The following is a 22,131-nucleotide window of genomic DNA, read 5'->3' as shown; positions in this document are numbered from 1 at the left end:
CAAAACTGAGGGACTTGGAAGCAGTACGATTGTCATTCACAATCAGAACTCTACTTACATTTTCAAATACCATCGTTTGGCCGAAACGCCAATTATTATTTGTCGTTTTTCTTGAGAAAAAATGGCCAATGAAGAATTGAACAGGCCTGCGGCAAGGTTTACTCGTTCCATCCTGTGCATAAGTTCGCGTAAAACTGATCAAGGCGCCGAAGAGGATATATTTTCAGCCGCCATCGCGCATATCGTCCCGTACCGAGACACCGCCGAGATCATATCCCGAGCGGTGAGCGGCGCGCGCGAGCAGATGGGCGGAAACAGGCGCCGTCAGCAGGAAGAAGACGAAGCCGGCAATGGCGCGGAGAAGAATCGCCGGATCCTGCGAATAGAGGCCGGCGGCAAAGAGCAGCAGGCCGGAGCCGACAGTGCCCGCCTTCGAGGCGGAGTGCATGCGCGTATAAAGATCGGGCAGCCTGATCAGGCCGATCGCCGCCGAAAGAGCAAACAGCGCGCCTGATATCAGCAGCAAAGCGGTGATGGCAGCGACGATGGAATCGATCATTTGCGCTTCCTCCCTGCCCGGCGGATCTTCGCGCCAGCTTTTGCCGCAGTTGGAGAAGGCGCAGATTTGATGCTGCCGCGCGCCAGCACGAAGCGGGCGAAGGCGACGGTCGCGAGGAAGCCGACGAGGCCGAGCGCAATGGCGATATCGATATAGAGCGAAAAGCCCGTTTTGACCGCAATGACGGCGATGAAACCGATGGCGATCCCGGTCAGCATGTCGAGAGCAAGAATGCGGTCCGGCAAGGTCGGCCCTACGACGACGCGCCAGACGGTCAGAAGCAGCGCCAGACCGAGGATGACGAGCGCGGCCGAAGATGCGGCCGCGATGATGGCGGCGGGCGTAATCACCGGAAGGCCTCCATGATCTTGCGTTCGAACCCGTTGGCGATGTCCCGCTTCGTCGCTTCCGGATCGGAGCAGTCGAGCGCATGGACATAGAGCGTGCGGCGATCGGGCGAGACATCGATCGAAAGAGTTCCCGGCGTCAGGGTGATGAGGTTTGCCAGCAAGGTGATCTCGAAATCGGTCGTTACCGTCAGCGGAAAGGCGAAAATGCCGGGCTTCAGCTTCATGTCAGGCGAGAGAACGGTGACCGTGACCTTCCAGGCCGACAGCGACAATTCCTTCAGGAACAAGGCGGCAAGCGACAGCACAAGACGGACGCGACGCAGATATCCTGTGCTGCCGAAAGGTTCGCGGATGATGATGAGCGCCAGGGTGCCCAGCAGGAAACCGAAGACGAGATTGAGCAGCGAGGCGCTGCCGGTGACGGCAACCCAGGCAATGGCAAGCAGCAGGTTGAAAAGAAAGACGGTCACGGCGGGCCTGCCTCCGGGAAAACCGAGTGAAGATAGGCCTGCGGATCAGCAATGCCGGCAGCAGCCGATTGCGACAGTTTCAGCAATTGTTCCGGCAGGATGCCGAAGCCGATGGTGAGCGCCGTCAGTGCGGCAAGCGACAGGCCGATGCGCCAGCATGCTTTCGACGGGAGGAGCGCCATCGGTGCGGGACGCCAATAGGCGAGCAGGAAAAGGCGGCCGAAGGCGATCGTCATCAGAAACCCTCCCGCGAGGATCGAAGCCGCCAGCCACCAGGCGCCGGCATCGAGCGAGGCTTTGACGAGCATGACCTTCGGCCAGAATCCGGCAAAGGGCGGAAGGCCGCAGGCAGCCAGGAAGAGCACGAGGGAAAGCGCGGCAAAACCGCCGCTTTGCCGATAGAGCCCACCGAGGCCCGACAGCGAAAAACCGCCGCCCCGCCGGGCGATCTCCCCGGCGGCAAGGTAAAGCGCGGTCATCAGCACGATGGAATGAAGCGCGTAGAAGACCGCGCCGCTGATGCCGCCGGGGCTGCCGAGCGCGACGCCGGCCAGCATGTTGCCGATGCCCGATATGACGACATAGCCGAACAGCCTGCGGATATCGTTTTCGGCGAGCGCGCCGAAGGCGCCGACCAGAATGGTTGCCATGGCGGCAAGCGCGATAACGAGGCTCAGTTCCTCGCGCTCCACCGGCAACAGCATGACCATCACCCGGATCAGGGCGTAGATGCCGACCTTGGTGAGCAGGCCGGCAAACAGCGCCGAGACGACGATGCGCGGCGTATGATAGGCGGCGGGCAGCCAGAAATTGACCGGAAAGGCCGCAGCCTTCATGCCGAAGGCGAGCAGAAACAAGCTCGCCAACGTCATCAGCGGCGCCGTGCCGCGCAAGTCCGCGACGTTCGCCGCAATATCGGCCATGTTGAGCGTGCCGAAGACGGCATAGAGAATGCCGACGCCGATGAGGAATAGCGTCGTTGCGATGAGATTGAGCACCGCATATCTCAGCGCCCCGTCGATCTGTTCGCGCTCGGAGCCGAGAATGATCAGCCCGAATGAGGAGATCAGCAGCACCTCGAACCAGACGTAGAGATTGAAGATGTCGCCGGTGAGAAAGGCGCCGGTGACGCCCGCCATCAGCAGCAGGAGCAGCGGGAAGAAACCGTATCGCCGGCCGCTTTCGCCGATATCGGCCAGCGCATAGAGGCCGCCGGCGAGCGCGGCGAGGGTTGCCGTGAACGCCATCAGCGCGCCGAGCAGATCGACGGTGAAGGCGATTCCGAAAGGCGGCAGCCAGCGCCCCATGACCATGGTCAGCGGTCCCTCGGTCGCGACCTTGGCAAGCAGCGCCGCGTCCATGAGGGCCAGAAGCACCAGACCCGATATGGCAAGCCAGGCCTGCAGACGCAGATGTGCCCGCACCATCAGGAGGATAGCGCCGAGCGTGATGCAATGGGCAACCGGCAGGATGACGAGCCAATTCTCGACAGGCACCGGGGCGGTGACCAGAGCGGCGGAGAGATCGATGGATGGGGCGGCCATCAGAGGTGGCCTCCGGGATGGGTGGGGGCGTACCGTGGGTTACCCCCCTCTGCCCTGCCGGGCATCTCCCCCACAAGGGGGGAGATCGGCTGGGAGTGAAGGCTCGCCCCAATCAAATGTCTCGGATGGGCGAAGCGGCCCGACGTGAAATTAATCTGTCGGCAAGCGGGTGCGTCTTGCCGATCTCGCCCCTTGCGGGGGAGCTGCCCGGCAGGGCAGAGGGAGGTGAATATCCGCACCGACATCAGCATCAATACCCCAAAGGCGGCAACGGCCGGTCGTCGGGCTCGGCGGCGCGCATTTCGCTGGTGTCGTCGGTGCCGAGGTCCTGATAGGCGCGGTAGGTCAGCACCAGCAGGAAGGCGAGGAAGGAGAAGGAAATGACGATCGCCGTGAGGATAAGCGCCTGCGGCAACGGGTTCGCCGTGCCCGGCGGCAAGGCGTCGAGACCCGCCGGGATGATCGGCGGCACCTCGCGCGTCAGCCGGCCGCCGGTGAAGAGCAGCAGGTTGACGGCGTTGCCGAGGATGGCGATACCGAGCATGATGCGGATCGAGAATTTCGACAGCATCAGATAGATGGCGGCGGCGAAGAACAGGCCGACGAGGATCGCCAGAAGCTGCTCCATCATTCCACCTCCTTTTCTTCCAAAGCCAGCGCGATCGAGGTGATGGCGCCGAGCACGACGAGATAGACGCCGATATCGAAGAGCAGCACACTCGACAGCGGCACCTCCGTGCCCAAAAGGCTCGGATAGATCCAGAGGCCGGTCATGAAGGGAACGGCAAAGAGGATGGAGAGAAGGCCCGCCACCGTCGACAGCAGCAAGCCGGCGCCGGCGATCGTCAACGGATGAAAGAACAGCGCGCGGCGAACGGCGGCAACACCGCGGGCAATGCCGTAAATCGCCAGTCCCGAGGCGGCGATCAGGCCGCCGATGAAGCCGCCGCCCGGCTCGTTATGGCCGCGCAGCAGCACGAAGACCGAAAAAAGCAGCATCAGCGCGGTAAGAAACGGGGCAACGGTGCGGAAGATGAGGGTGTTCACGCGATCATCCCTCCGCTTCCATTGCATCGGGATCATTGGCGGCAAGCTTGCGCTCGGTGCCGGCGCGGATGCGGATCAGCGCCAGGATGGCAAGGCCGGTGACCGCGACGACGGCGATTTCGCCGAGCGTGTCGGTGCCGCGGAAATCGACGATGATCACGTTGACGACGTTAGCGCCATGGGCAATCGATTTGGAATAGGCATTGAAGAAATCCGTCAACGCGCTGTCGAAGGGTACTTGCGTCGCCCGCATCAGCAGAAGCGTGAAACCGAGGCCGCAGGCAAGTGCAAGCGCGCCGTCGAACAGCCTGCCTTTGCGCGGGCGTCGATCGGCCGGGGAAAGCCGAAGCCTTGTCATGACGAGAGCGAGGATGACGACCGACAGGGTCTCGACCATGAATTGGGTGAAGGAGAGATCCGGGGCGCCGAACAACAGGAAGATGATGGCGACGGCGAAACCCTGGATGCCGAGCGAAACCACTGCCGTCAGCCTGTCGCGGGCGACGAGCACGGCGGCAAGGCCCAGGACAGCGATCAGGAAGACCGCCCATTCATGCAGCCTGACATCGGCAGGCCAAGCAGGAAGACGCGGCATTTCATCATAAAGGACGAGGGGAACGATGAGGATGGCTGCGACGCAGAGGAAGGCGCAGGTGATATAGATCTCGAGTCGCCCCGGCTGAAGGATACGCATCACGCGGCCTGCGAAGCGGACCAAGCCCGATAGGGCGACGTCGAAGCCACGATCCGGCCCGGGACCGGCCGCACGCAGAAAAGCGGCCATCAGGAAGCGGGCGCGATCCAGCTGCCAATAGACGCCGATGCCGAGCAGCACGGTCAGGATGGAAAGCGCCAACGGCACGCCGATATGCGGCGCGAGCGAAATGTCGATATGGACAGGTGACTGGCGGATGGCGGCTGATATCGGCGAGGATATGGCGGCGTGGGTGTCGGCCGAAAAGATCGCGGCGAGCAGGCCGAGGCCGGCGAGAATGGCGGGGCCGAGCCAAAGCAGCGCGGGGGCCTCATGCGGATGTTTCGGCGTTTCCATCGGCCGGCCGAGGAAGGGTTTCAGCGCCACCGCAAAGGCGATGGCGAACATCAGCGCATTGCCGAACACGGCGATCGAAACAAAGGTGAGCGCGCGGATATCGCCGCCGGCAAGCGCCGTATAGATCTCCTCCTTGGCGAGAAATCCGAAGAACGGCGGCAAGCCGGCCATCGAAAACGCCGCCGCAAGCGCTGTGATCCAGGTCAGCGGCATCGCCCGCCGCAGGCCGCGGAGCCTGGTGATATCGCGCGTGCCGGTCTCGTGATCGATGATGCCGGCGACCATGAAGAGAGCGCCCTTGAACAGGGAATGCGCCACAAGGTACAGCGCCGCCGCCTCCACCGCATAATCCGCGCCGAAGCCGATAAGCATGACGAGCAGGCCGAGCGAAGAGACGGTGGTATAGGCGAGCTTGAGCTTGAGATCGGTCTGGCGGATGGCGAGCGCGGTGCCGGCGACCAGCGTCAGCCCGCCGAAAAAAGGCAGAAGGAATTCCCAGGCAGGCGTTGCCCCCATGACCGGATTGAGCCGCATCAGCAGATAGACGCCTGCTTTCACCATGGTGGCCGAGTGCAGATAGGCAGAGACAGGCGTCGGCGCCTCCATGGCGTTCGGCAGCCAGAAATGAAAGGGAAACTGCGCGGACTTGGTGAAGGCGCCGCCCAGCACCAGGATGAGGGCAGCGAGATAGAGCGGGCTTTCGCGCACGGCATCGCCGAACCGGATCAGCCGCGACATCTCCGTGACGCCCGACATATTCCAGAGAAGCAGCAGACCGGCCAGCAGGCAGAGCCCTCCCCCGCCGGTGACAACAAGCGCCTGCAGGGCGGCGCGACGAGCCGCCTCGCGCTCATGGTCGAAGCCGATCAGCAGGAAGGAGGTGATCGATGTCAGCTCCCAGAAGATGAAGAACATCAGGAAGCTGTCGGAGACGACGACGCCGAGCATCGCTCCCATGAAGAGGAAGACGAAGGAGAAGAAGCGTCCCTGATCCCTGTGGCCTCTCAGGTAGCCGCCTGCATAGAGCACGATCAGGGTGCCGATGCCGGTGATCAGAAGCGCAAAAGCCAGCGATAGACCGTCGAGGAACCAGGAGAAGGAAAGATGGTAGCTCGGGACCCATGGATAGCCGCCGGTAACCACCTCGCCGCGCGCGACGACAGGCACGAAACGCAGGAAATGCAGGAAGGCGAGAAAGGGGGCAACCGCCAGCAGCCAGGCACCGTTTGCGCCGAAGATGCGAATGACGAAGGGAGCAGCAAGAGCGCCGGCGAGCGGCAGACACAAGGCCAGAAATGTCAGAGCCGTGACATCGGCCATGTCTCCTCCTCTACCGGCAATAGACGAAGGCCGATCAAACCGGCCCGTCCTCTGACTTAGGCGAAATGGTAGGGCCTCTCAAGCAATTTCGAGCGCAAGGTGAAATTGCGTCAGTCTATCGCGGCCGTTCAGGCCATTGATCGGGAACGGCGCGTCAGCAGCCGCGCAATACAGCCGTGCAGGATGAAGAGCAGGAGCGTCAGCGGCCAGACGAGGCAAGCGAGAAGCCCGGCGAGACGATGCAGCGTCAATCCGTCGTGGTTGGCCCAGCCTTCCAACATCGTGACCGCCATGGCGGCCGCGGCCACCAGGCCATAGAGCAGGAAGATTGCGGCTTCAAACACCAGTGATTCCTCAATGCACGTAACATTAACCCTAACGGAAAATTCTTAACGGATGTAAAACCAAGCGTCTTCCCCCAATTGCGGTATGCCGCGAATCTCCTGGCGCGGCGCCGCAGACTTGATGAAGCCAGGACGAGGCACCACATTTTCTTGCGAAACGGAACCGCCCCTCGGCAAAAGGAGCACGTCATGTCCGAAACTGCAACCACCGCCAAGATCCACAAGACCGATGACGAATGGAAGGAGCAGCTCACTCCCGAGCAATATCGCATCACGCGCCAGCACGGCACGGAGCGCGCTTTCACCGGCCCCTACTGGGATTCTTTCGAGACCGGGCTTTACCGCTGCGTCGGTTGCAACGCGCCGCTTTTCCGCTCGGACACGAAATTCGACGCCGGCTGCGGCTGGCCGAGCTATTTCGAAGCGGTGTCGCCCGATGCCGTGACCGAACATCGCGATACGACCTACGGCATGGTGCGCACCGAAATCCGCTGCGGCACCTGCGAAGCTCATCTCGGCCACGTCTTTCCCGACGGCCCGCCGCCGACCGGCCTGCGCTACTGCATCAATGGCCACGCCATGGTGTTCGAGCCGGGGAAGTAAGTCCGCTGCAGCTATTGCAATAAACCCAGGCCTGCAACTCGACGATACGCCGTTGGCGCGATCACTCGTGCTCGGCCGGGCATGGCCAGGTTGCCGGCGCGGCGAGGCCTGACGGCAGTTTGGTCGAGGCATCTCCGCAGGCAAGGTCGATCTGCGCCTGCTCGAGCCCGGTGGCGGCCGAAAGATCCAGGCCTTCGATGCGGGTGAGGAACATGAAGGCGCGGTCAAACATCGCCGGGCCTTCGAAGGTGGCGTTGGAGAGATCGGCGCGAGAGAGGTTGGCGAAAGAGAATTTCGTTCCGGTCAGCACCGCCTCGTCGAAATCGGCGCGGCCGAGTTCGGCCTTCTCGAAGCTCGCGCCGGTCAGCTTGGCGCCGGCAAAATTGGCGCGCTGCAATTCGGCCCCGGCAAAGGACGCGCCCTCGGCAACGATCTTGGCAAAGCTGGAGCGGTAGGCCTCGATCTTCGCGAAATTGGCGCCGCCGGCTTGTGCGCCTTCGAGCGAGGCGCGCACCAGCGTCGCCTTTTCGAGATTGGCGGACTTGACGTTGGCGCCGGCGAGATCGGTCAGCGAAAAATCGGTGCCGAAGAGATTGGCGCCTTCCAGATCACTGCCTTGCAGCATCAGGTTCTTCTTGGTGCATTCCTGCCAGTCGAGCTTTGGCGAGGCCGTGCTGCCGCAATCGGCGGCACGCGTGGAGATCGGGGCAAAGGCGAGAAAGGCGAAGGCAAGGAGGCCGAGCGGCGATCTGTGCATTGCCATTGATATATTCACCTCCATGATGCTCCCAGGCCGCATCTGCGAAGCAGGCTGCCTCACTTTTCTACACAGCTCAGAATACAATAAAAAGATGGCGAGCGCCCGTTCGGAATGGATTTGCCGGAGCAACATCTTACCCCGGGCAGACGGTTCATCCGCCTTGCCCAGTCAGGCGGTTACTCCGCCTTGACCGGCAGCCGAAGCTCCATGCAGGTGAGGTCCAGCCAGCGGCCGAATTTGGTGCCGACCTCGGAAAATCTGCCGGCGACGCGGAAACCGAGCTTTTCGTGAAGCCTGATCGAGGCCGTGTTTTCCGCCTCGATGCCGGCGATCATCACATGGATATTGCCGGCGGCGGCCCGCGCGATCAGTTCCCGCATCAGGCGTTCGCCGATGCCTGCACCCCGGCAGTCCTTGTCGACATAGACGGAATGCTCGACCGTGTGGCGGTAGCCGTCGAAGGCGCGCCAGTCGCCATAGGAGGCGTAGCCCGCGACCTTGCCCGACATTTCGGCGACGATGACGGGAAAGCCCCGCGCTTTACGCGCCTTGAACCATTCCAGCCGGTTGTCGAGATCGACCAGCGTATCGTTCCAGATCGCCGTCGTGTGCTCGACGGCGTGATTGTAGATATCGCGGATGGCGGATAGGTCGGCTTCGGTGGCGTCGCGGAGGAGGACGGCGTCTGTCATGATTGCCCGGCTCGTATTGTCTGCGAAGGCGGCATACGCCTCGCCTCGAAAGATGTAAACGCCGGATGCGAAAAAGGAGCTCAGAGACCAGGTGCGGGGGAGCTGAAACAGGTGAAGACTGCCGAATAATGCACCGCCGCGGCGGTCACGACGAAACCATGCCAGATGGCGTTCTGGAAGCGCAGCTTCTCCCAGACATGGAAGACGACGCCGAGGGAATAGATGAGGCCGCCGATAACGATCAGCAACATAGAGGCGAAGGGAATGCGCGAAGCCACCGGCTCGGCAACCAGCACGCCGCTCCAGCCCATGGCGAGATAGAGCAGAATGGCGAGACGGTCATAGCGCCCGGGAAAGACGCATTTGACGAAGATGCCGGCGGCGGCGAAGAGCCAGATCGCCACCAGCATGAACATCAGCAGCGGATCGTCCGCCCCGCGTTCGAGGAACGGCGTATAGGTGGCGGCGATCAGGATGAAGATCGCCGAATGATCGAGACGGCGCAGATACCATTTCGTGCGCGAGACAGGCCAGGCATTGTAGGAAAACGAAATGGCAAGCGTCAGCACCAGCCCGACGCTGTAGATCCAGGCAGCGGCGAGCGCACCTTGGGAACTCCAGACGGTCGCGTAGAAGATCAGCGCGGTCGCCCCGATCAGCGCCAGCACGAGGCCGACACCGTGCACGATACCGTCGGCGATCAGTTCATATCTATCGTAAGCCCAGCGAATGCCGTTGAACTCGCCCATGCACGCCCATCCGTCTCACAATTCGATGGAGATCGTCTCATCGAACGGTGAGAGGCGCAACTGCGGCGAACCGCGCGGCCGGTAAATCTTCGTGACAGGCCGCAAGCCGGCGCGCCTTCGACAGCGGGCCGGCATGAAACCGGCGGCAGTCCGAAAAAATCCAACTGCGCGACATCAAACCTTCTGCCGGTCGACCAGCACCGAGCATTTGGCATGGCGCACGACGCGGTCGGCCGTGGCGCCGATGAAGTAGTTGGAAAAGTCCGGGATGTGCGAAGCGACGATAATGAGATCGGCGCCCAGGCTTTCGGCGGTCGAGATGATGGCTTTGGCGGGTGGCCCGTTGCGAATCTCGATCGTTGCCGGAATGCCGGTTCGGGCGACCAAGGCTCCCAACTTGTCGCGGCCCTCCTTCATCGCGTCCTCGACGATATTGGCCGGCAGTTCGACCGCGACATAGGTCGGCACGTCCTCGATGACGTTGAGCGTGACGATCTCACCGCCCTCGTCCAGCAGGGACGCCGCCTTGCGCAGGATTAATTCACCCTTGTCGATGCCGCCGAGCGCGATCGCTACTATGATTTTCCTATACATGCTGCCCTCCATGACGATGCATGCGTAAGTTCCTTAAAAGAAGATATGAGCGCATTGACCGCGATCAAGTGGACGCAAGAGATCGTCAACGTCTGCTCAACGCTTCATCCTCAAAAACAGATCTTCTGTGAACAATCGGAATCCGCCATATAGCGATCAAGTACAGCATCCGAGAGGACATCAGAGGCGAATGAACCGGCGAAACTTTCTCGGACTTGCTACAGGCGGCATTCTTGGCGCCACCGTCGGTACGCCTTCCCTTTCAAGGGCCAATTCAGAGGCAGGAGAAAAATCCGTGACAACCGAAACTTCCTATGCGCTGACGCGGCCCGCCTATATCGACCGTTCGCATCTCATCGTCACCGATCTCGGTCTCGTTTCCGGCTTCTATCAATCGATGCTCGGTCTGAAGGTTATCGAGAAGACGGCAAGCGGCGAAGTGCTGGGTGCGGGCGATCTGCCATTGCTAACGCTTACGACAGCCAGCAATGCCCGCGTCGCGCCGCGCAATGCCGCCGGCCTTTTCCACACCGCCTTCCTGATGCCCGACCGTACCGAACTGGCGCGCTGGCTGCGCCATGCCGCTCACAACAACGTTGTGCTCGACGGCGCTTCGGACCACTTGGTCAGCGAGGCAATCTATCTCTCCGATCCCGAAGGCAACGGCATCGAGATCTATGCCGACAGGCCGCACGAGCAATGGAAGTTCCAGCCGGACGGCATGGTGCAGATGGCAACACAGCGACTCGACCTGCAGGCGCTCTATGACAGCGCCCCCGAAGACCGCTGGGGCGGGATGGCTGACGGGACGGCGATCGGCCACCTGCATCTGCAGGTCGGCGACATCCCCCAGGCCGACGCCTTCTACCGCGACGTGCTCGGCCTCAAGCTGATGGCGCGTTATCCCGGCGCCAGCTTCTTTGCGAGCGGCGGCTACCATCACCATCTCGGCGCCAATATCTGGAACAGCCGGGGCGCTGCCGCGCGCGCCGAGAATATGACCGGGCTCTCCGACTATACGATCCGTTTCAACGACGCCGAAACGCTGAGCAAGGCCGTCGCCAAGCTCGACGACCTCGAAATCAAGAGCGAGAAGCGCGACGGCGGCGTGTTTCTGAAGGATCCGTGGGGCATCGGCCTGACGCTTTCGGCGTAATTTTCCGCCGGGCGATGCGCGCGAAACCGCCCTGGTGACGCCTTATCGGACGGTCTCTTCCAAGCCGCCAGGTCCCAAGGGAACCGGAACCGCGCCAGTGCGTTTCCGTCGCGAAGCAATGGGGCTTCGGGGACCTCCTCCGCATGGGCATCGCCAACGGCATCCGCAAACAAGCAAAGAAGATCGTGATCGGCGAACGCCGCACCAGCGCCTGGGCGCAAACGCTGCGGGAAGCGGCGGAAGAGCTGCCGCCTCCGCCGCTCCATCGGCTGGAGAAGGACGGGCTCGATATCAGCATGGCCTGGGCGATCATCGGCATCTTCGCCATACTCGGCCTCGCCGCCGTCTACATGATGTCGCTGATCCTCATCCCGATCACGCTTGCCGTCGTCGTCGGCATGATCCTCGGCATGGTTGCGGAAAATCTGAGCAAGATGGGCGTGCCGCGGCTGGCCAATGCCGTCCTCCTGTCGAGCGCCGTGGCGCTGGTGATCTTCCTGCTGGTCAACTCGCTCGCCGACCCGTTGATGGTGCTTGTCAACGAAGCACCGGCTTTCATCGAGCGAAGCATCAACCGCATCATGCCCTATCTCGAACGCATCGAGTGGCTGCATATCACGCCGGCGACATTCGAAAGCGGGCCAATGTCGATCGGCGCGCTGCTCGAAAACACCGGTAACGTGCTGCACGTGGTGACAACAAACCTGACGCCGGCGCTGGTCCAGGGGCTGATTTTCTTCGCAGCCCTGCTGCTCTTCCTCGCCAGCCGAGTGAACCTGCGCAAGACGGTCATCATGACCTTCCGCACCCGCACGCAGCGTCTGGCTGCGATCCGCGTCATCAATGCGGTCGAGCAGGTGCTCGGCTTCTATTTTGCCACGGCCTCGCTGATCTATATCGGGCTCGGCGTCGTCATGACGTTCATCGCCTATGCGGGTGGGCTGGCCGCACCGGTGCTCTGGGGCTTCTTCGCCTTCGTATCGAGCTTCATCCCCTATCTCGGCATCACGCTGATGACGCTTTCCGTCGCGATCGCCGGCATCCTGACGCATGACGGCATCGTCGTCGGCCTGATGCCGGCAGTCGCCTTCTTCACCGTGCATCTCGTCATGGAGAACCTGATCTTCCCGGCGGTGATGGGACGGCGGCTGGAAATCAATCCCTTCATCGTCTTCCTCGCCATCCTGTTCTGGACGTGGATGTGGGGCGCGGTCGGCGCGATGCTGGCGCTGCCGCTTTCGTTGATCGTCATGACTGTTATCGAGGAATTGCTGATCGAGGAAAAACCGCAGCCGCAATTGCCGAAATAGACAGAACGGGAGACGCTCGTGGCATCCGATCTCGACCTTGGCGAATCCGATCACGGCCAGATGACGAGCGGCCGGTCGCTTTGGGGAAAAAGCGGTATAAGACCCGCGTGGCAGCCAATCGAGCAGAGCTTCTCCACAGATGTCGTCGTCATCGGCGGCGGCATCACCGGCGCGCTGGTTGCGGAACATCTCACGGCGCGCGGCTTTTCCGTGGCGATCATCGACAGGGAAGAGCCGGGCTTCGGAAGCACGGCAGCCAGCACGGCCATGCTGCAATGGGAAATCGACAGCACGCTCGGCGAACTAGAGGCCTATTACGGCTTCGAGCGCGCCGCCGGCATCTACCGCCGCAGCGCCGCGTCGGTCGCCGGCCTGTCCAAGCTGATCGCGGCAAACGGCATTGCCTGCGGCTTCCGGCCGCGCAACACGCTCTACCTCGCCGCAAATCGCGAAGGCGCGCGCGATCTCATGGAGGAGCGGCAGCTTCGTCGCCGGGCCGGCCTGCCCGGCGTCTATCTGGAACATCCGGATCTCTTCACTCAATTCGAGCTCGACCGGGACGGCGCAATCTATTCGCCGGGTTCGGCCGAGGCCGACCCGCTGCTGCTGACCTGGGCATTGATCGAGATGGCCGTCCGGCGCGGCGCGCGGCTGGTCAGCGCTTCCGTGACTGCGCTTCATATCGAAGGCAATCACGTGTCGGCGGATGCCAATGGCCGGGTCGTCGAGGCCCGGCATGCCGTGCTGGCGACCGGCTATTCGATGCCTGGCATCGACATGCCGAAACTGCACCGGACGACTTCGAGCTGGGCGCTTGCAACCGTGATCCAGAATCCAGCGCAGTTCTGGCGCGACAGGGCGCTGATCTGGGAAGCCAGCCACCCCTATCTCTACATGCGCACGACACCGGACAATCGCATCGTTGTCGGCGGCGAGGACGATGAGACGATCGATGCCGAAGCGCGCGACCGGAAGCTGCCGGCGAAAACAGCCGCGATCCTGGAAAAGATGAAACGCCTATGGCCGAAGGCGGATACGCGTGTCGCCCATGCCTGGTGCGGCACCTTCGGCGAGACCGTTGACGGCCTACCGCTTATCGGCCCGGTGCCCGGCATGCCGCATGTGCTCGCCGCCTATGGCTATGGCGGCAACGGCATCACGTTTTCCTATCTGGCAGCGCAGATGATCGGCGCGATGATCGCCGGGATCCATCGCGACTGGTTCGAGGATTTCGCGCTCGATCGGGAAGGACCGGGGGTGCGGGGCTTTGGAGAGGACGTGGTGCGGGCTGGCGAGGAGTTGAGGTAAGCCGTCGCATATTGGCTGTCTTGCCGTGGGATACCCCCCTCTGCCCTGCCGGGCATCTCCCCCACAGGTGGGGAGATCGGCTGGGCGGACCCGCTCGCTCTACATCAATTGTTTGGGGAGATGCTATCCGCGAGTCGATCTCCCCCCTTGTGGGGGAGATGCCCGGCAGGGCAGAGGGGGGTGCCACACGGCACGTCCTACAAACTACTCCGTCGTCCTCTCGTCGCCCATATCCTCGACGTCCTCCAGGCGAACGAATTCAACACCCTTGGCCTTCAGATCGACCAGTGCCTTGACCACCCCCTCGCCCGCCGCATGGGTGGGCTGGTTGATGTGGGAGATGACGACATCGCCATCCCTAGCGGAGGCGATGCGCTTTTCGGTGATAACCGCCCCCAGCAGCGAGCCGCCGTCACCATTCACCGAATAACCGGCGATGCGATAGCCCATGGCACGGATCTCGCCGATGGCGGAGAGATCATATTTGGCGGTCGAGCCGCGAAACCAATGGGGCGCCGGGATGCCGGCCGCGACCATGGCGGCGGCACCGCCTTCGACCTCCTGCCTGACCGCCTGCGGCGAACCGGCCGAGGCGATGCCATAGATCAGCGCCGGCGTGTCGACGGCCGGGATATGGTTCTCGCCGTGGTTTTCGAGCTCGAAGAGATCCGGATGCTGCAGGAATACGGCAACCGCGGCGGGATTGCGCTTCAACCAGCGGGCGGTGACGAAGATCGTCGCCGGAATGCGCTCCCGCACCAGGGTGGAAAGGATGCGCTCGTCCGCCTGCCCCATGCAGGCGTCGAAGGTCAACGCGATACGCGCATGGCCGGCAACGTTGGAGCGGGCGATATGGAGATGCGGTTCGACGAGCTTTGGTGTCTTTGGAGTCGGAGCGACGGCGGCCATGGGCGGCACTGCCGATGCTGACGGCGCGTCAGTCGCGAATGCGTTGACGGTGACGGTCAAAAGGAGCGCCGAAGCGAGCAGGATGCGTTTCATATCGCGCGAATTCTATGTTTCGATCCGTGGATTCTACCGATGGCGGTCGTCCGGCGCCATGTGGCCGGATGTCACCGCAACTGCGCAGACAAAGGCATCAATCATAGAGATAATACTTGTCCCACTTCTCGCGTGGCACCTTTTCGCCGATCTGATAGTCGAGCTGGCGCACGTTGATGTGCTGCGGGCCGGTGATGCAGGTGTAGGAGAGATGATACCAATCGCCCTTGCTGCGGAAGACGGCGCCCGGCGCCTTCAGCGAGTTGTCGCCCGGGATCGGATCCTTGAATGTATAGGCGATGACCTTGTCGGGCTTGAAGCCGGTGCTGTCGCTGTTGATGCGGCTCATTGCCTCGGTATCGCAGCTCTGCTCCAGGCGGGTCGAGGGGTCGAGTTTTTCCAGCTGCTTCTTGATGGCGGGATCGACGGCAAAGGCGGGGGCAGCGAGGCCGGCGAGGGATACAAACAGGAGCAGACGTTTCGGCATGTCGAAGAAAATCCCTTACTGCTATGCAATCTTCACTCTGCCGCCGGCAGCTTGCCGGAGGCTTGGCAACGTGCAAATTCGCGGAGATAGCGGACTTTCTTAAACATTGTGGTGACATCAAGGCAGCGCGGACACAGCCGCCTCCTTGTCTGTGGAAGGTCATCTCGGTCTTTGGCGCAGCCTTGCCGCTTGATCCGGCGTCGGCGCGCCTCTATCTCTTCCTATCCCGACCTATCGACCCGGAGCCATTCCTTGTCCGTCTTCAAGAGCCTGCCGACACCGCCCGCCGCACCGAAAAAGCCGATCTCCAATACGCGCCATGGCATTACCCGAACGGACGACTATGCCTGGCTGCGCGCCGACAATTGGCAGGCGATGTTCAAGGATCCGTCGATCCTCGATCCGGAGATCCGCCGGCATCTCGAAGCCGAAAACACCTATATGAACGCGGCGATGGAGGATACCAAGCCGCTGCAGAAGGTGCTGTTTGCCGAGATGCGCGGCCGCATCAAAGAAGACGACAGTTCCGTGCCGATGAAGGACGGCGCCTACGCCTACGGCACATTTTATGTGACCGGCGGCGAACAGCCGCGTTACTTTCGCATTCCGCGCGACGGCAACGTCGCCGACGAGACGATCCGCAGCGTGCTGCTCGACGGCGACAAGGAGGCATCCGGCAAGGCCTATTTCCGTCTCGCCGGCCTCGATCACACGACCGACCACAGCCGCGGCATCTGGGGCTACGACGACAAGGGATCGGAATTCTTCACGCTGAAGGTGCGCGACCTCTCGACCGGGGAAGACCTCGATGACCGGATCGAGAATACCGGTGGTGGTGGCGTCTGGGCGCCCGACGGCAAGAGCTTCTTCTATTCGGCGCTCGACGAGAACCACCGGCCCTCGAAGGTGTTTCATCATATTCTCGGCCAGCCGCAGTCCGAAGACCGGCTGGTCTATGAGGAGGAGGATGCCGGCTTCTTCATGGGCGTCGGCGGCTCATTGCTCGACGATTTCATCTACATCGACATTCACGACCATGAGACGAGCGAATACCGGCTGCTGTCGACCAAGGACCTCACCGCCGAGCCGAAACTGGTGGCACAGCGCGAGGAAGGCATCGAATATTCGCTGACCGAGGGCGGCGACGTCTTCTACATCCTCACCAATGACGGCGGCGCCAAGGATTTCAAGATCATGGAAACGCCGGTTGACAGACCGGGCAAGGAAAACTGGCGCGAAGTGGTGCCGCACAAGCCGGGCACGCTTATTATCAGCCACATGGCCTATGCCCGCCATCTCCTATGGCTGGAGCGCAAGGACGGGCTGCCGCGGATCATGATCCGCGACCGACGGACCGGCGAGGAACATGCGATCGCCTTTGCCGAGGAAGCCTATTCGCTGGGGCTTTCGGGCGCGGCGGAATACGACACGGATGTCATCCGCTTTTCCTATTCCTCGATGACGACGCCGTCGCAGCTCTACGACTACAACATGGTGACGCGCGAGCGCACGCTGCTCAAGACCCAGGACGTGCCGTCGGGCCACAATCCCGACGACTACGTTACCCGCCGCGTCTTCGCGCCGGCCTGGGATGGCGAGACGGTGCCGGTCACACTGCTCTACCGCAAGGATACGCCGCTCGACGGCTCGGCACCCTGCCTGCTCTACGGTTACGGCGCCTACGGCATAACCATTCCGGCCGGCTTCAACACCAACTGCCTGTCGCTTGCCGACCGCGGCTTCGTCTACGCCATCGCCCATATCCGCGGCGGCAAAGACAAGGGCTTCGCCTGGTACGAAGACGGCAAGATGGAGAAGAAGACAAATACCTTCAAGGACTTCATCGCCGCGGCCGACTATCTGAATCAACAGAAGTTCACCTCTTACGCGAAGATCATCGCCGAGGGCGGATCGGCCGGCGGCATGCTGATGGGCGCCGTTGCCAACATGGCGCCGGAAAAATTCGCCGGCCTCATCGCCGCCGTTCCCTTCGTCGATGTGCTCAACACCATGCTCGACGACACGCTGCCGCTGACCCCGCCGGAATGGCCGGAATGGGGCAACCCGATCGAAAGCAAGGAAGAATACGAGCAGATCGCCTCCTACTCGCCCTATGACAATGTCGGCGCCAAGGCCTACCCGCCGATCCTGGCGCTCGGCGGCTTGACTGACCCGCGCGTCACCTATTGGGAGCCCGCCAAGTGGGTCGCGAAGCTGCGCGACAAGACGACCGGCAGTGCTCCGATCCTGCTCAAGACGAACATGGACGCCGGCCACGGCGGCGCCTCCGGCCGCTTCCAGCGACTGGAGGAAACCGCGTTCGAATATGCGTTTGCGATCAAGGTGGCGGGGAAGATGTGAGAGGTTAGGGTGTATCATGTTGCACCCCCCTCTGCCCTGCCGGGCATCTCCCCCACAAGGAGGAGATTGGCTAGGCGCACCGACTTGCTCAACAACTCGCGTTTCAGCACGGCGAAGCGTTGTAATCTCCCCACCTGTGGGGGAGATGCCGGGCAGGGCAGAGGGGGGTGTCACACGGCACATGCTCCAAGAGGAGAGAGAAATGCCCGTCTACATCGCCCTCCTCCGCGCCGTGAACGTCGGCGGCACCGGTTCGCTGCCGATGGCCGAGCTGAAGGCGATCTGCGAAGGTCTCGGCTTTGCGGATGTGAAGACCTATATCCAGAGCGGCAATGTGCTTTTCCGCTCGGATGAATCCGAAAAAGCAGTCGAGGAGAAGCTCGACAAAGCCCTTGGGCAGAAGATGGGCAAGCGGCCGGGCGTGATGGTGAGGACCCGCAAGGAACTCAGCGACATCGTCGCCAGCGCCCCCTTCCCCGACGCCAAGCCGAACTTCCTGCTCGTCTATCTTCTGCCCGAAAAGGCGCCCGGCGATGCGCTGGACAAGATGGTGGCGCCCGACGGCGAGGAGGTGAAGCTCGCCGGGCGGGAAATCTATGTGCACTATCCCAATGGCTCCGGCCGGTCGAAGCTGAAGCTGCCGGCGCTGAAGCCCGGAACGTCCCGCAACCTCAACACTATGCGCAAGCTCGCCGAAATGGCGGCCGACATCGAGGCCGGCTAAGGCTGGCCGCCGGCGGCGCCAAAGGCCTGGCCTTGCCTGACGACGGCAAGCGGCTGCTCGACAGCCGGCAGAAAGAGCAGGCGCACGAAAGTCCGCAGCATCAGCACCTGCTCGGCCAGCGTATTCGGCTCCTTCAGCGTCTTCGACAGGACGATGCCGCCTTCGAGGACGGAGGAAACCATGTCGGCAAGCTGATCGACATCAACGGGTTCGCGCGGCGGATAGACGTCCATGATTTCCCTGAGCATGCGGCCGAAGCGGCGACGCCAGGCAAGCACCGCGTTCCGGTTGGTCTCCTGTATCTCCCGGTCGAACAGCCGCTCGTAATAGCAGACGGTCGCCACGAGGCAGCCGGGATGGCCGTTTGGCAGATCGGAGAGAAGTTCGGAAAGCAGCTTCAGGCCGAGCAGGAAGGCTTGCAGCGGATCGTCCATGAGGTCGCGGGCACGGCCGAATATCTCGTCATAAATGCGCTCGTCGTTTTCGATGTAGCGGTTGAGCAGCGCCTTGGCGAGCTCGTTCTTATCCTTGAAGTGATAGAAGAAACCGCTCTTGGTGATGCCGGTCTCGGCGATCAGTTCCTCGATGGAGGTGCCGCCGAAACCCTTCTGCAATACCGCCGCTTCGGCCACATCGAGGATGCGGGTCCGCGTTTCCTCTCCCTTTCGCATCTCTCCCTCCTGTACCGGCGGTACAGTTTCGAGCGCCGAAGGTCCGCACCCGCTTCGGTTCCCGGCAGCATCGGCTGAGCCAAGCGATTGATTTCAATCCGCTAAAATCGAAACTTCCGCCAGTATACCTCAAGTCGCCTAGTTTGGCAGCCGATTAAGCGGCAGAACATTACTCATCGACGGCCGCCATTTCAGGCGCCGCAACGGGAGAGACCACAACAATGGGAAAGTACAGACATGATTTGCCGCAACTCAAAGGCGGCACCTTCCTGACCGATGGTGGCATGGAAACGACGATGATCTTCCAGGAAGGGATCGCGCTTCCGCATTTCGCCGCTTTCGTATTGCTGGCTTCCGAAGACGGCCGGAACCGCACGCGGAATTACTATCGCCGCTATCTCGATATCGCACGGCGGCACGGCACGGGCTTCGTGCTGGACACGGCCACATGGCGGGCTAACCCCGACTGGGGGCGAAAGCTCGGTTACACGAGCGAAGCGCTGAAGGCGGCAAACGAAGAAGCCGTCGAATTGCTGGCCGGCTTGCGCAGCAGCTATGAGCAGCCGGGGCAGCCGATCGTCATCAGCGGCGCGATCGGCCCGCGCGGCGACGGCTACAAGGCGGGCATGATGAGCGCCAACGAAGCGGAGGATTACCACGCCTTCCAGATCGAGGCCTTCGCCGGCACCGAAGCGGATATGGTGAGCGCCTTCACGCTGACGAATATCGACGAGGCGATCGGCGTGGCGCGCGCGGCGAAGTCGTTCGCCATGCCCTGCGCCATCTCTTTCACGCTGGAGACGGACGGCAGGCTGGTGACGGGTCGCAGCATTCAGGACGCCATCGAGACGACCGACATGGCAACCGGCGGAGCACCTGTTTACTACATGATCAATTGTGCGCATCCGACGCATTTCGAAGGCGCTCTCGATCATGGCAGCGCATGGGTGAAGCGCATTTCCGGCATCCGCGCCAATGCCTCGACCATGAGCCACGAGCAGCTCGATAACAGCGAGACGCTCGATGCCGGCGATCCCGAAGATCTTGGACGGCGATACCGCAAGCTTCTCGATCGCATGCCTGAACTGCGGGTGCTCGGCGGCTGCTGTGGCACCGATCATCGTCACGTCGCGGCAATCTGCGAGGCGTGCCTGCCGCAGGCGGCATGAGCCCAAAAGGGAGGACGGGACGATGACGGTGGTGGGGGCGATGTCGCGCCGGCAAGGCTGGCGCGGTCTGTGGCTTGCGATTACGGGGCGGCGCGGACGCGCCGAGCCCGAGGCTATGGTGGAGGTCGCGTTGCGGGATATCGATCTTGCGGCCTTCGGCGGGCCGGCCGCCTACGGACTCGAGGCCGACCGGCACGAGGGCAGGCGATTGCGACGCAAGCCGCCGCGGGGGGCCTGTCGGCTTCTAACGAGAGGAAAGGCGGCGTCAGCCTTCGGCGGCGGCGCCTTTCGTCCGTTTGGCCTTATAGCCGCTGATCTCCTCGCCGGCGGTCGGCGAGAAGCGCAGGTTCCAGACGGTCGCGGTGATCGAGATGATGGTGACGACGGCAAAGGCGGCGGAGAAATCGTCGAGCGTGGGCATTTGCGCACCTGACAAGGCCATGGAGCCGTGCAGCGCCAAGGCCCCGATGCAGATGCCGAGCGACAGCATGAGCTGCTGAAAGGTGGTGTAGAAGCTCGTCGCCGAGCTCATCCGCTCCTTGTCGATCTCGTCATAGGCGATGGTGTTGTAGGCCGTGAACTGGAACGACAGGAAGAAGGCGCTGAGCACCAGAACGATGAAGATGAGCGGCATCGGCCAGTCCGGCCGGAAGGCGGCGCAGAGGCCATAACCCGCTGTGCCGAGAATGCCGTTGAGGACGAGGCTGCGGCGGAAACCCAATCTGCTGAAGACGAATTTCGCCATCGGCTTCATGGCGAGAGCGCCAAGCGCGGTCGCGATGACGATCTGGCCGGCCGCAGCGGCCGACAGTCCGAAGCCGATCTGGAAGAGCAGCGGCAGCAGGAAGGGCTGCGCGCCCTGGGTGATGCGCGTCAGCGAACCGGCGATGACCGAGGTGCCGAAGCTCGGCACCTTCATCAGCGAGAAATCCATGATCGGCGACGGGTGCTTACGGGCATGCCTGAGGTAGCCGATACCGAAGATCAGGCCGAGAGCGATGAGGAAGATCGAGAAGGCGGCCTCGCCTTGATGGCTCGACATTTCGAAGCCGAAGAGCAGAGAACCGAGCGAGATGCCCGACAGGATGAAGCCGATCGTATCGAACGGGCCGCTCGCCTTGCCCTTCACCTCTTCGATATAGATCGAGACGAAGATCATGCCGATGATGCCGATCGGCACGTTGATGTAGAAGATCCAGCGCCAGTCGAGATAGGTGACGATGAAGCCGCCGAGTGGCGGGCCGATGATGGGACCGATCAAGGCCGGCACGAGCAGCCAGGACATGGCGCTGACCATATCCTTGCGGGCGACGCTGCGCATCAGCACGAGGCGCCCGACCGGCATCATCATCGCGCCGCCCAAGCCCTGAAGCAGCCGCGCCAGCACCAGGAACGACAGCGTCGGCGCGAGCGCGCAGAGGACGGAGCCGGCGACGAAGACCGCGATGGCCGCGCGGAACACGGTGCGCGAGCCGAAACTGTCGGCCATGCGGCCGCTTGCCGGAATGAAGATCGCAAGACTGAGGAGATAGGAGGTCAGCGCGATCGACATGGCCGGGGCGCTGACCCCGAAATCGCGCGCCATGGTGGGCAGCGCGGTCGCCAGCACTGTGGCGTCGATGTTTTCCATCAGCATCGCGCTCGCGATAATCATCGCGATCACCCGGAAATTGGGCGCGGCGCGCCGAACCATCGGCGCCTGGTAAATCTGATCCGACATCGTCCGGGATCACTCGCGGTGGCGCGGCGGAGCACAGAAGGCAGCAAGGCCGCGGGGATGATATGGCGCAAGGCCAAGGGGAGACGATCTGCTATACGCCTGCGATCGTGGCGGCGCTATGTCCTTTATGGCAAAGCAGC

Annotated in this window: 23 protein-coding genes; 7 read left to right on the top strand and 16 right to left on the bottom strand. The window is 62.5% G+C overall.

The window, feature by feature from the left end:
* Positions 1 to 223: 223 nt before the first annotated feature.
* The 8 genes from mnhG to ATY76_RS09245 all read right to left on the bottom strand — a co-directional run bounded on the left by mnhG (position 224) and on the right by ATY76_RS09245 (position 6,685).
* Positions 224 to 559 (bottom strand): monovalent cation/H(+) antiporter subunit G, encoded by a 336-nt coding sequence (gene mnhG, locus ATY76_RS09285; protein ID WP_088674471.1) that lies wholly within the window; start codon positions 557 to 559, stop codon positions 224 to 226.
* Entirely contained in the window at positions 556 to 909 is a 354-nt protein-coding gene (locus ATY76_RS09280; RefSeq protein ID WP_088674470.1) for a cation:proton antiporter, read from the bottom strand. The genes mnhG and ATY76_RS09280 overlap by 4 nt, the downstream gene beginning before the upstream one ends.
* Entirely contained in the window at positions 906 to 1,379 is a 474-nt protein-coding gene (locus ATY76_RS09275; protein WP_088674469.1) for a Na+/H+ antiporter subunit E, read from the bottom strand. Before ATY76_RS09275 ends, ATY76_RS09280 begins: the two co-directional genes overlap by 4 nt.
* Positions 1,376 to 2,923: a Na+/H+ antiporter subunit D gene (locus ATY76_RS09270; protein ID WP_088674468.1), complete on the bottom strand. Its 1,548-nt coding sequence runs from the start codon at positions 2,921 to 2,923 to the stop codon at positions 1,376 to 1,378. The genes ATY76_RS09275 and ATY76_RS09270 overlap by 4 nt, the downstream gene beginning before the upstream one ends.
* Before the next feature lie 250 nt (positions 2,924 to 3,173).
* A complete protein-coding gene (locus ATY76_RS09260; RefSeq protein ID WP_088674467.1) occupies positions 3,174 to 3,551 on the bottom strand; it encodes a Na+/H+ antiporter subunit C in 378 nt (125 codons plus the stop codon).
* Positions 3,551 to 3,970 carry a Na(+)/H(+) antiporter subunit B gene (locus tag ATY76_RS09255; RefSeq protein ID WP_088674466.1) on the bottom strand — a complete coding sequence of 140 codons (420 nt, stop codon included), beginning with the start codon at positions 3,968 to 3,970 and terminating at the stop codon, positions 3,551 to 3,553. Before ATY76_RS09255 ends, ATY76_RS09260 begins: the two co-directional genes overlap by 1 nt.
* A 4-nt stretch (positions 3,971 to 3,974) precedes the next feature.
* Positions 3,975 to 6,341 carry a putative monovalent cation/H+ antiporter subunit A gene (locus ATY76_RS09250; protein WP_088674465.1) on the bottom strand — a complete coding sequence of 789 codons (2,367 nt, stop codon included), beginning with the start codon at positions 6,339 to 6,341 and terminating at the stop codon, positions 3,975 to 3,977.
* A gap of 128 nt (positions 6,342 to 6,469) precedes the next feature.
* Positions 6,470 to 6,685: a hypothetical protein gene (locus ATY76_RS09245; protein ID WP_088674464.1), complete on the bottom strand. Its 216-nt coding sequence runs from the start codon at positions 6,683 to 6,685 to the stop codon at positions 6,470 to 6,472.
* A gap of 189 nt (positions 6,686 to 6,874) precedes the next feature.
* On the opposite strand from ATY76_RS09245, the gene msrB reads away from it, so the two are divergent.
* A complete protein-coding gene (gene msrB / locus ATY76_RS09240; RefSeq protein WP_088674463.1) occupies positions 6,875 to 7,288 on the top strand; it encodes a peptide-methionine (R)-S-oxide reductase MsrB in 414 nt (137 codons plus the stop codon).
* Between the two features lie 61 nt (positions 7,289 to 7,349).
* On the opposite strand, the gene ATY76_RS09235 is transcribed toward msrB, so the two are convergent.
* From ATY76_RS09235 to ATY76_RS09220, 4 genes are all read right to left on the bottom strand, one after another.
* Complete coding sequence (locus ATY76_RS09235) at positions 7,350 to 8,051, bottom strand: pentapeptide repeat-containing protein (RefSeq protein ID WP_088674462.1); 702 nt, start codon at positions 8,049 to 8,051, stop codon at positions 7,350 to 7,352.
* A 173-nt stretch (positions 8,052 to 8,224) separates the two neighbouring features.
* A complete protein-coding gene (locus ATY76_RS09230; protein ID WP_088674461.1) occupies positions 8,225 to 8,740 on the bottom strand; it encodes a GNAT family N-acetyltransferase in 516 nt (171 codons plus the stop codon).
* Between the two features lie 80 nt (positions 8,741 to 8,820).
* The gene (locus tag ATY76_RS09225) at positions 8,821 to 9,489 is read right to left on the bottom strand and encodes a hemolysin III family protein (RefSeq protein ID WP_088674460.1); all 669 of its coding nucleotides are present in this window, start codon (positions 9,487 to 9,489) and stop codon (positions 8,821 to 8,823) included.
* A 174-nt stretch (positions 9,490 to 9,663) separates the two neighbouring features.
* Positions 9,664 to 10,083 (bottom strand): universal stress protein, encoded by a 420-nt coding sequence (locus ATY76_RS09220; protein WP_088674459.1) that lies wholly within the window; start codon positions 10,081 to 10,083, stop codon positions 9,664 to 9,666.
* A gap of 295 nt (positions 10,084 to 10,378) precedes the next feature.
* Between ATY76_RS09220 and ATY76_RS09215 the strand changes: the two genes are divergently transcribed.
* The 3 genes from ATY76_RS09215 to ATY76_RS09205 all read left to right on the top strand — a co-directional run bounded on the left by ATY76_RS09215 (position 10,379) and on the right by ATY76_RS09205 (position 13,857).
* Positions 10,379 to 11,239, top strand: a complete 861-nt coding sequence (locus ATY76_RS09215; protein WP_088674458.1) for a VOC family protein — start codon at positions 10,379 to 10,381, stop codon at positions 11,237 to 11,239.
* 143 nt (positions 11,240 to 11,382) lie between these two features.
* Positions 11,383 to 12,549 carry an AI-2E family transporter gene (locus tag ATY76_RS09210; protein ID WP_088674457.1) on the top strand — a complete coding sequence of 389 codons (1,167 nt, stop codon included), beginning with the start codon at positions 11,383 to 11,385 and terminating at the stop codon, positions 12,547 to 12,549.
* An 18-nt stretch (positions 12,550 to 12,567) separates the two neighbouring features.
* Complete coding sequence (locus ATY76_RS09205; RefSeq protein WP_088674456.1) at positions 12,568 to 13,857, top strand: FAD-dependent oxidoreductase; 1,290 nt, start codon at positions 12,568 to 12,570, stop codon at positions 13,855 to 13,857.
* 204 nt (positions 13,858 to 14,061) lie between these two features.
* Here the strand turns inward: ATY76_RS09205 and ATY76_RS09200 are convergent, their stop codons facing one another.
* Positions 14,062 to 14,859: a polysaccharide deacetylase family protein gene (locus ATY76_RS09200; RefSeq protein WP_088674455.1), complete on the bottom strand. Its 798-nt coding sequence runs from the start codon at positions 14,857 to 14,859 to the stop codon at positions 14,062 to 14,064.
* 97 nt (positions 14,860 to 14,956) lie between these two features.
* The gene (locus tag ATY76_RS09195; protein WP_088674454.1) at positions 14,957 to 15,346 is read right to left on the bottom strand and encodes a DUF930 domain-containing protein; all 390 of its coding nucleotides are present in this window, start codon (positions 15,344 to 15,346) and stop codon (positions 14,957 to 14,959) included.
* 252 nt (positions 15,347 to 15,598) lie between these two features.
* Here ATY76_RS09195 and ATY76_RS09190 point away from each other — a divergent pair, with 252 nt between their 5' ends.
* Entirely contained in the window at positions 15,599 to 17,707 is a 2,109-nt protein-coding gene (locus ATY76_RS09190; RefSeq protein ID WP_088674453.1) for a S9 family peptidase, read from the top strand.
* A gap of 202 nt (positions 17,708 to 17,909) precedes the next feature.
* On the top strand, positions 17,910 to 18,431 hold the full coding sequence (locus tag ATY76_RS09185) for a DUF1697 domain-containing protein (RefSeq protein WP_088674452.1): 522 nt from the start codon (positions 17,910 to 17,912) through the stop codon (positions 18,429 to 18,431).
* On the opposite strand, the gene ATY76_RS09180 is transcribed toward ATY76_RS09185, so the two are convergent.
* Entirely contained in the window at positions 18,428 to 19,102 is a 675-nt protein-coding gene (locus ATY76_RS09180; RefSeq protein ID WP_088674451.1) for a TetR/AcrR family transcriptional regulator, read from the bottom strand. The two genes, ATY76_RS09185 and ATY76_RS09180, sit on opposite strands and share 4 nt — an antisense overlap.
* 221 nt (positions 19,103 to 19,323) lie before the next feature.
* Here ATY76_RS09180 and ATY76_RS09175 point away from each other — a divergent pair, with 221 nt between their 5' ends.
* A complete protein-coding gene (locus ATY76_RS09175) occupies positions 19,324 to 20,271 on the top strand; it encodes a homocysteine S-methyltransferase family protein (RefSeq protein WP_088674450.1) in 948 nt (315 codons plus the stop codon).
* A 265-nt stretch (positions 20,272 to 20,536) separates the two neighbouring features.
* Here the strand turns inward: ATY76_RS09175 and ATY76_RS09165 are convergent, their stop codons facing one another.
* The gene (locus tag ATY76_RS09165; protein WP_088674449.1) at positions 20,537 to 21,991 is read right to left on the bottom strand and encodes an MFS transporter; all 1,455 of its coding nucleotides are present in this window, start codon (positions 21,989 to 21,991) and stop codon (positions 20,537 to 20,539) included.
* Positions 21,992 to 22,131: the final 140 nt, after the last annotated feature.

The sequence above is a fragment of the Rhizobium sp. R339 genome (assembly GCF_002211395.1).
In the GTDB taxonomy this organism is placed as follows: Bacteria; Pseudomonadota; Alphaproteobacteria; order Rhizobiales; family Rhizobiaceae; genus Rhizobium.
This window is presented reverse-complemented; position numbering and strand designations above follow the sequence as displayed.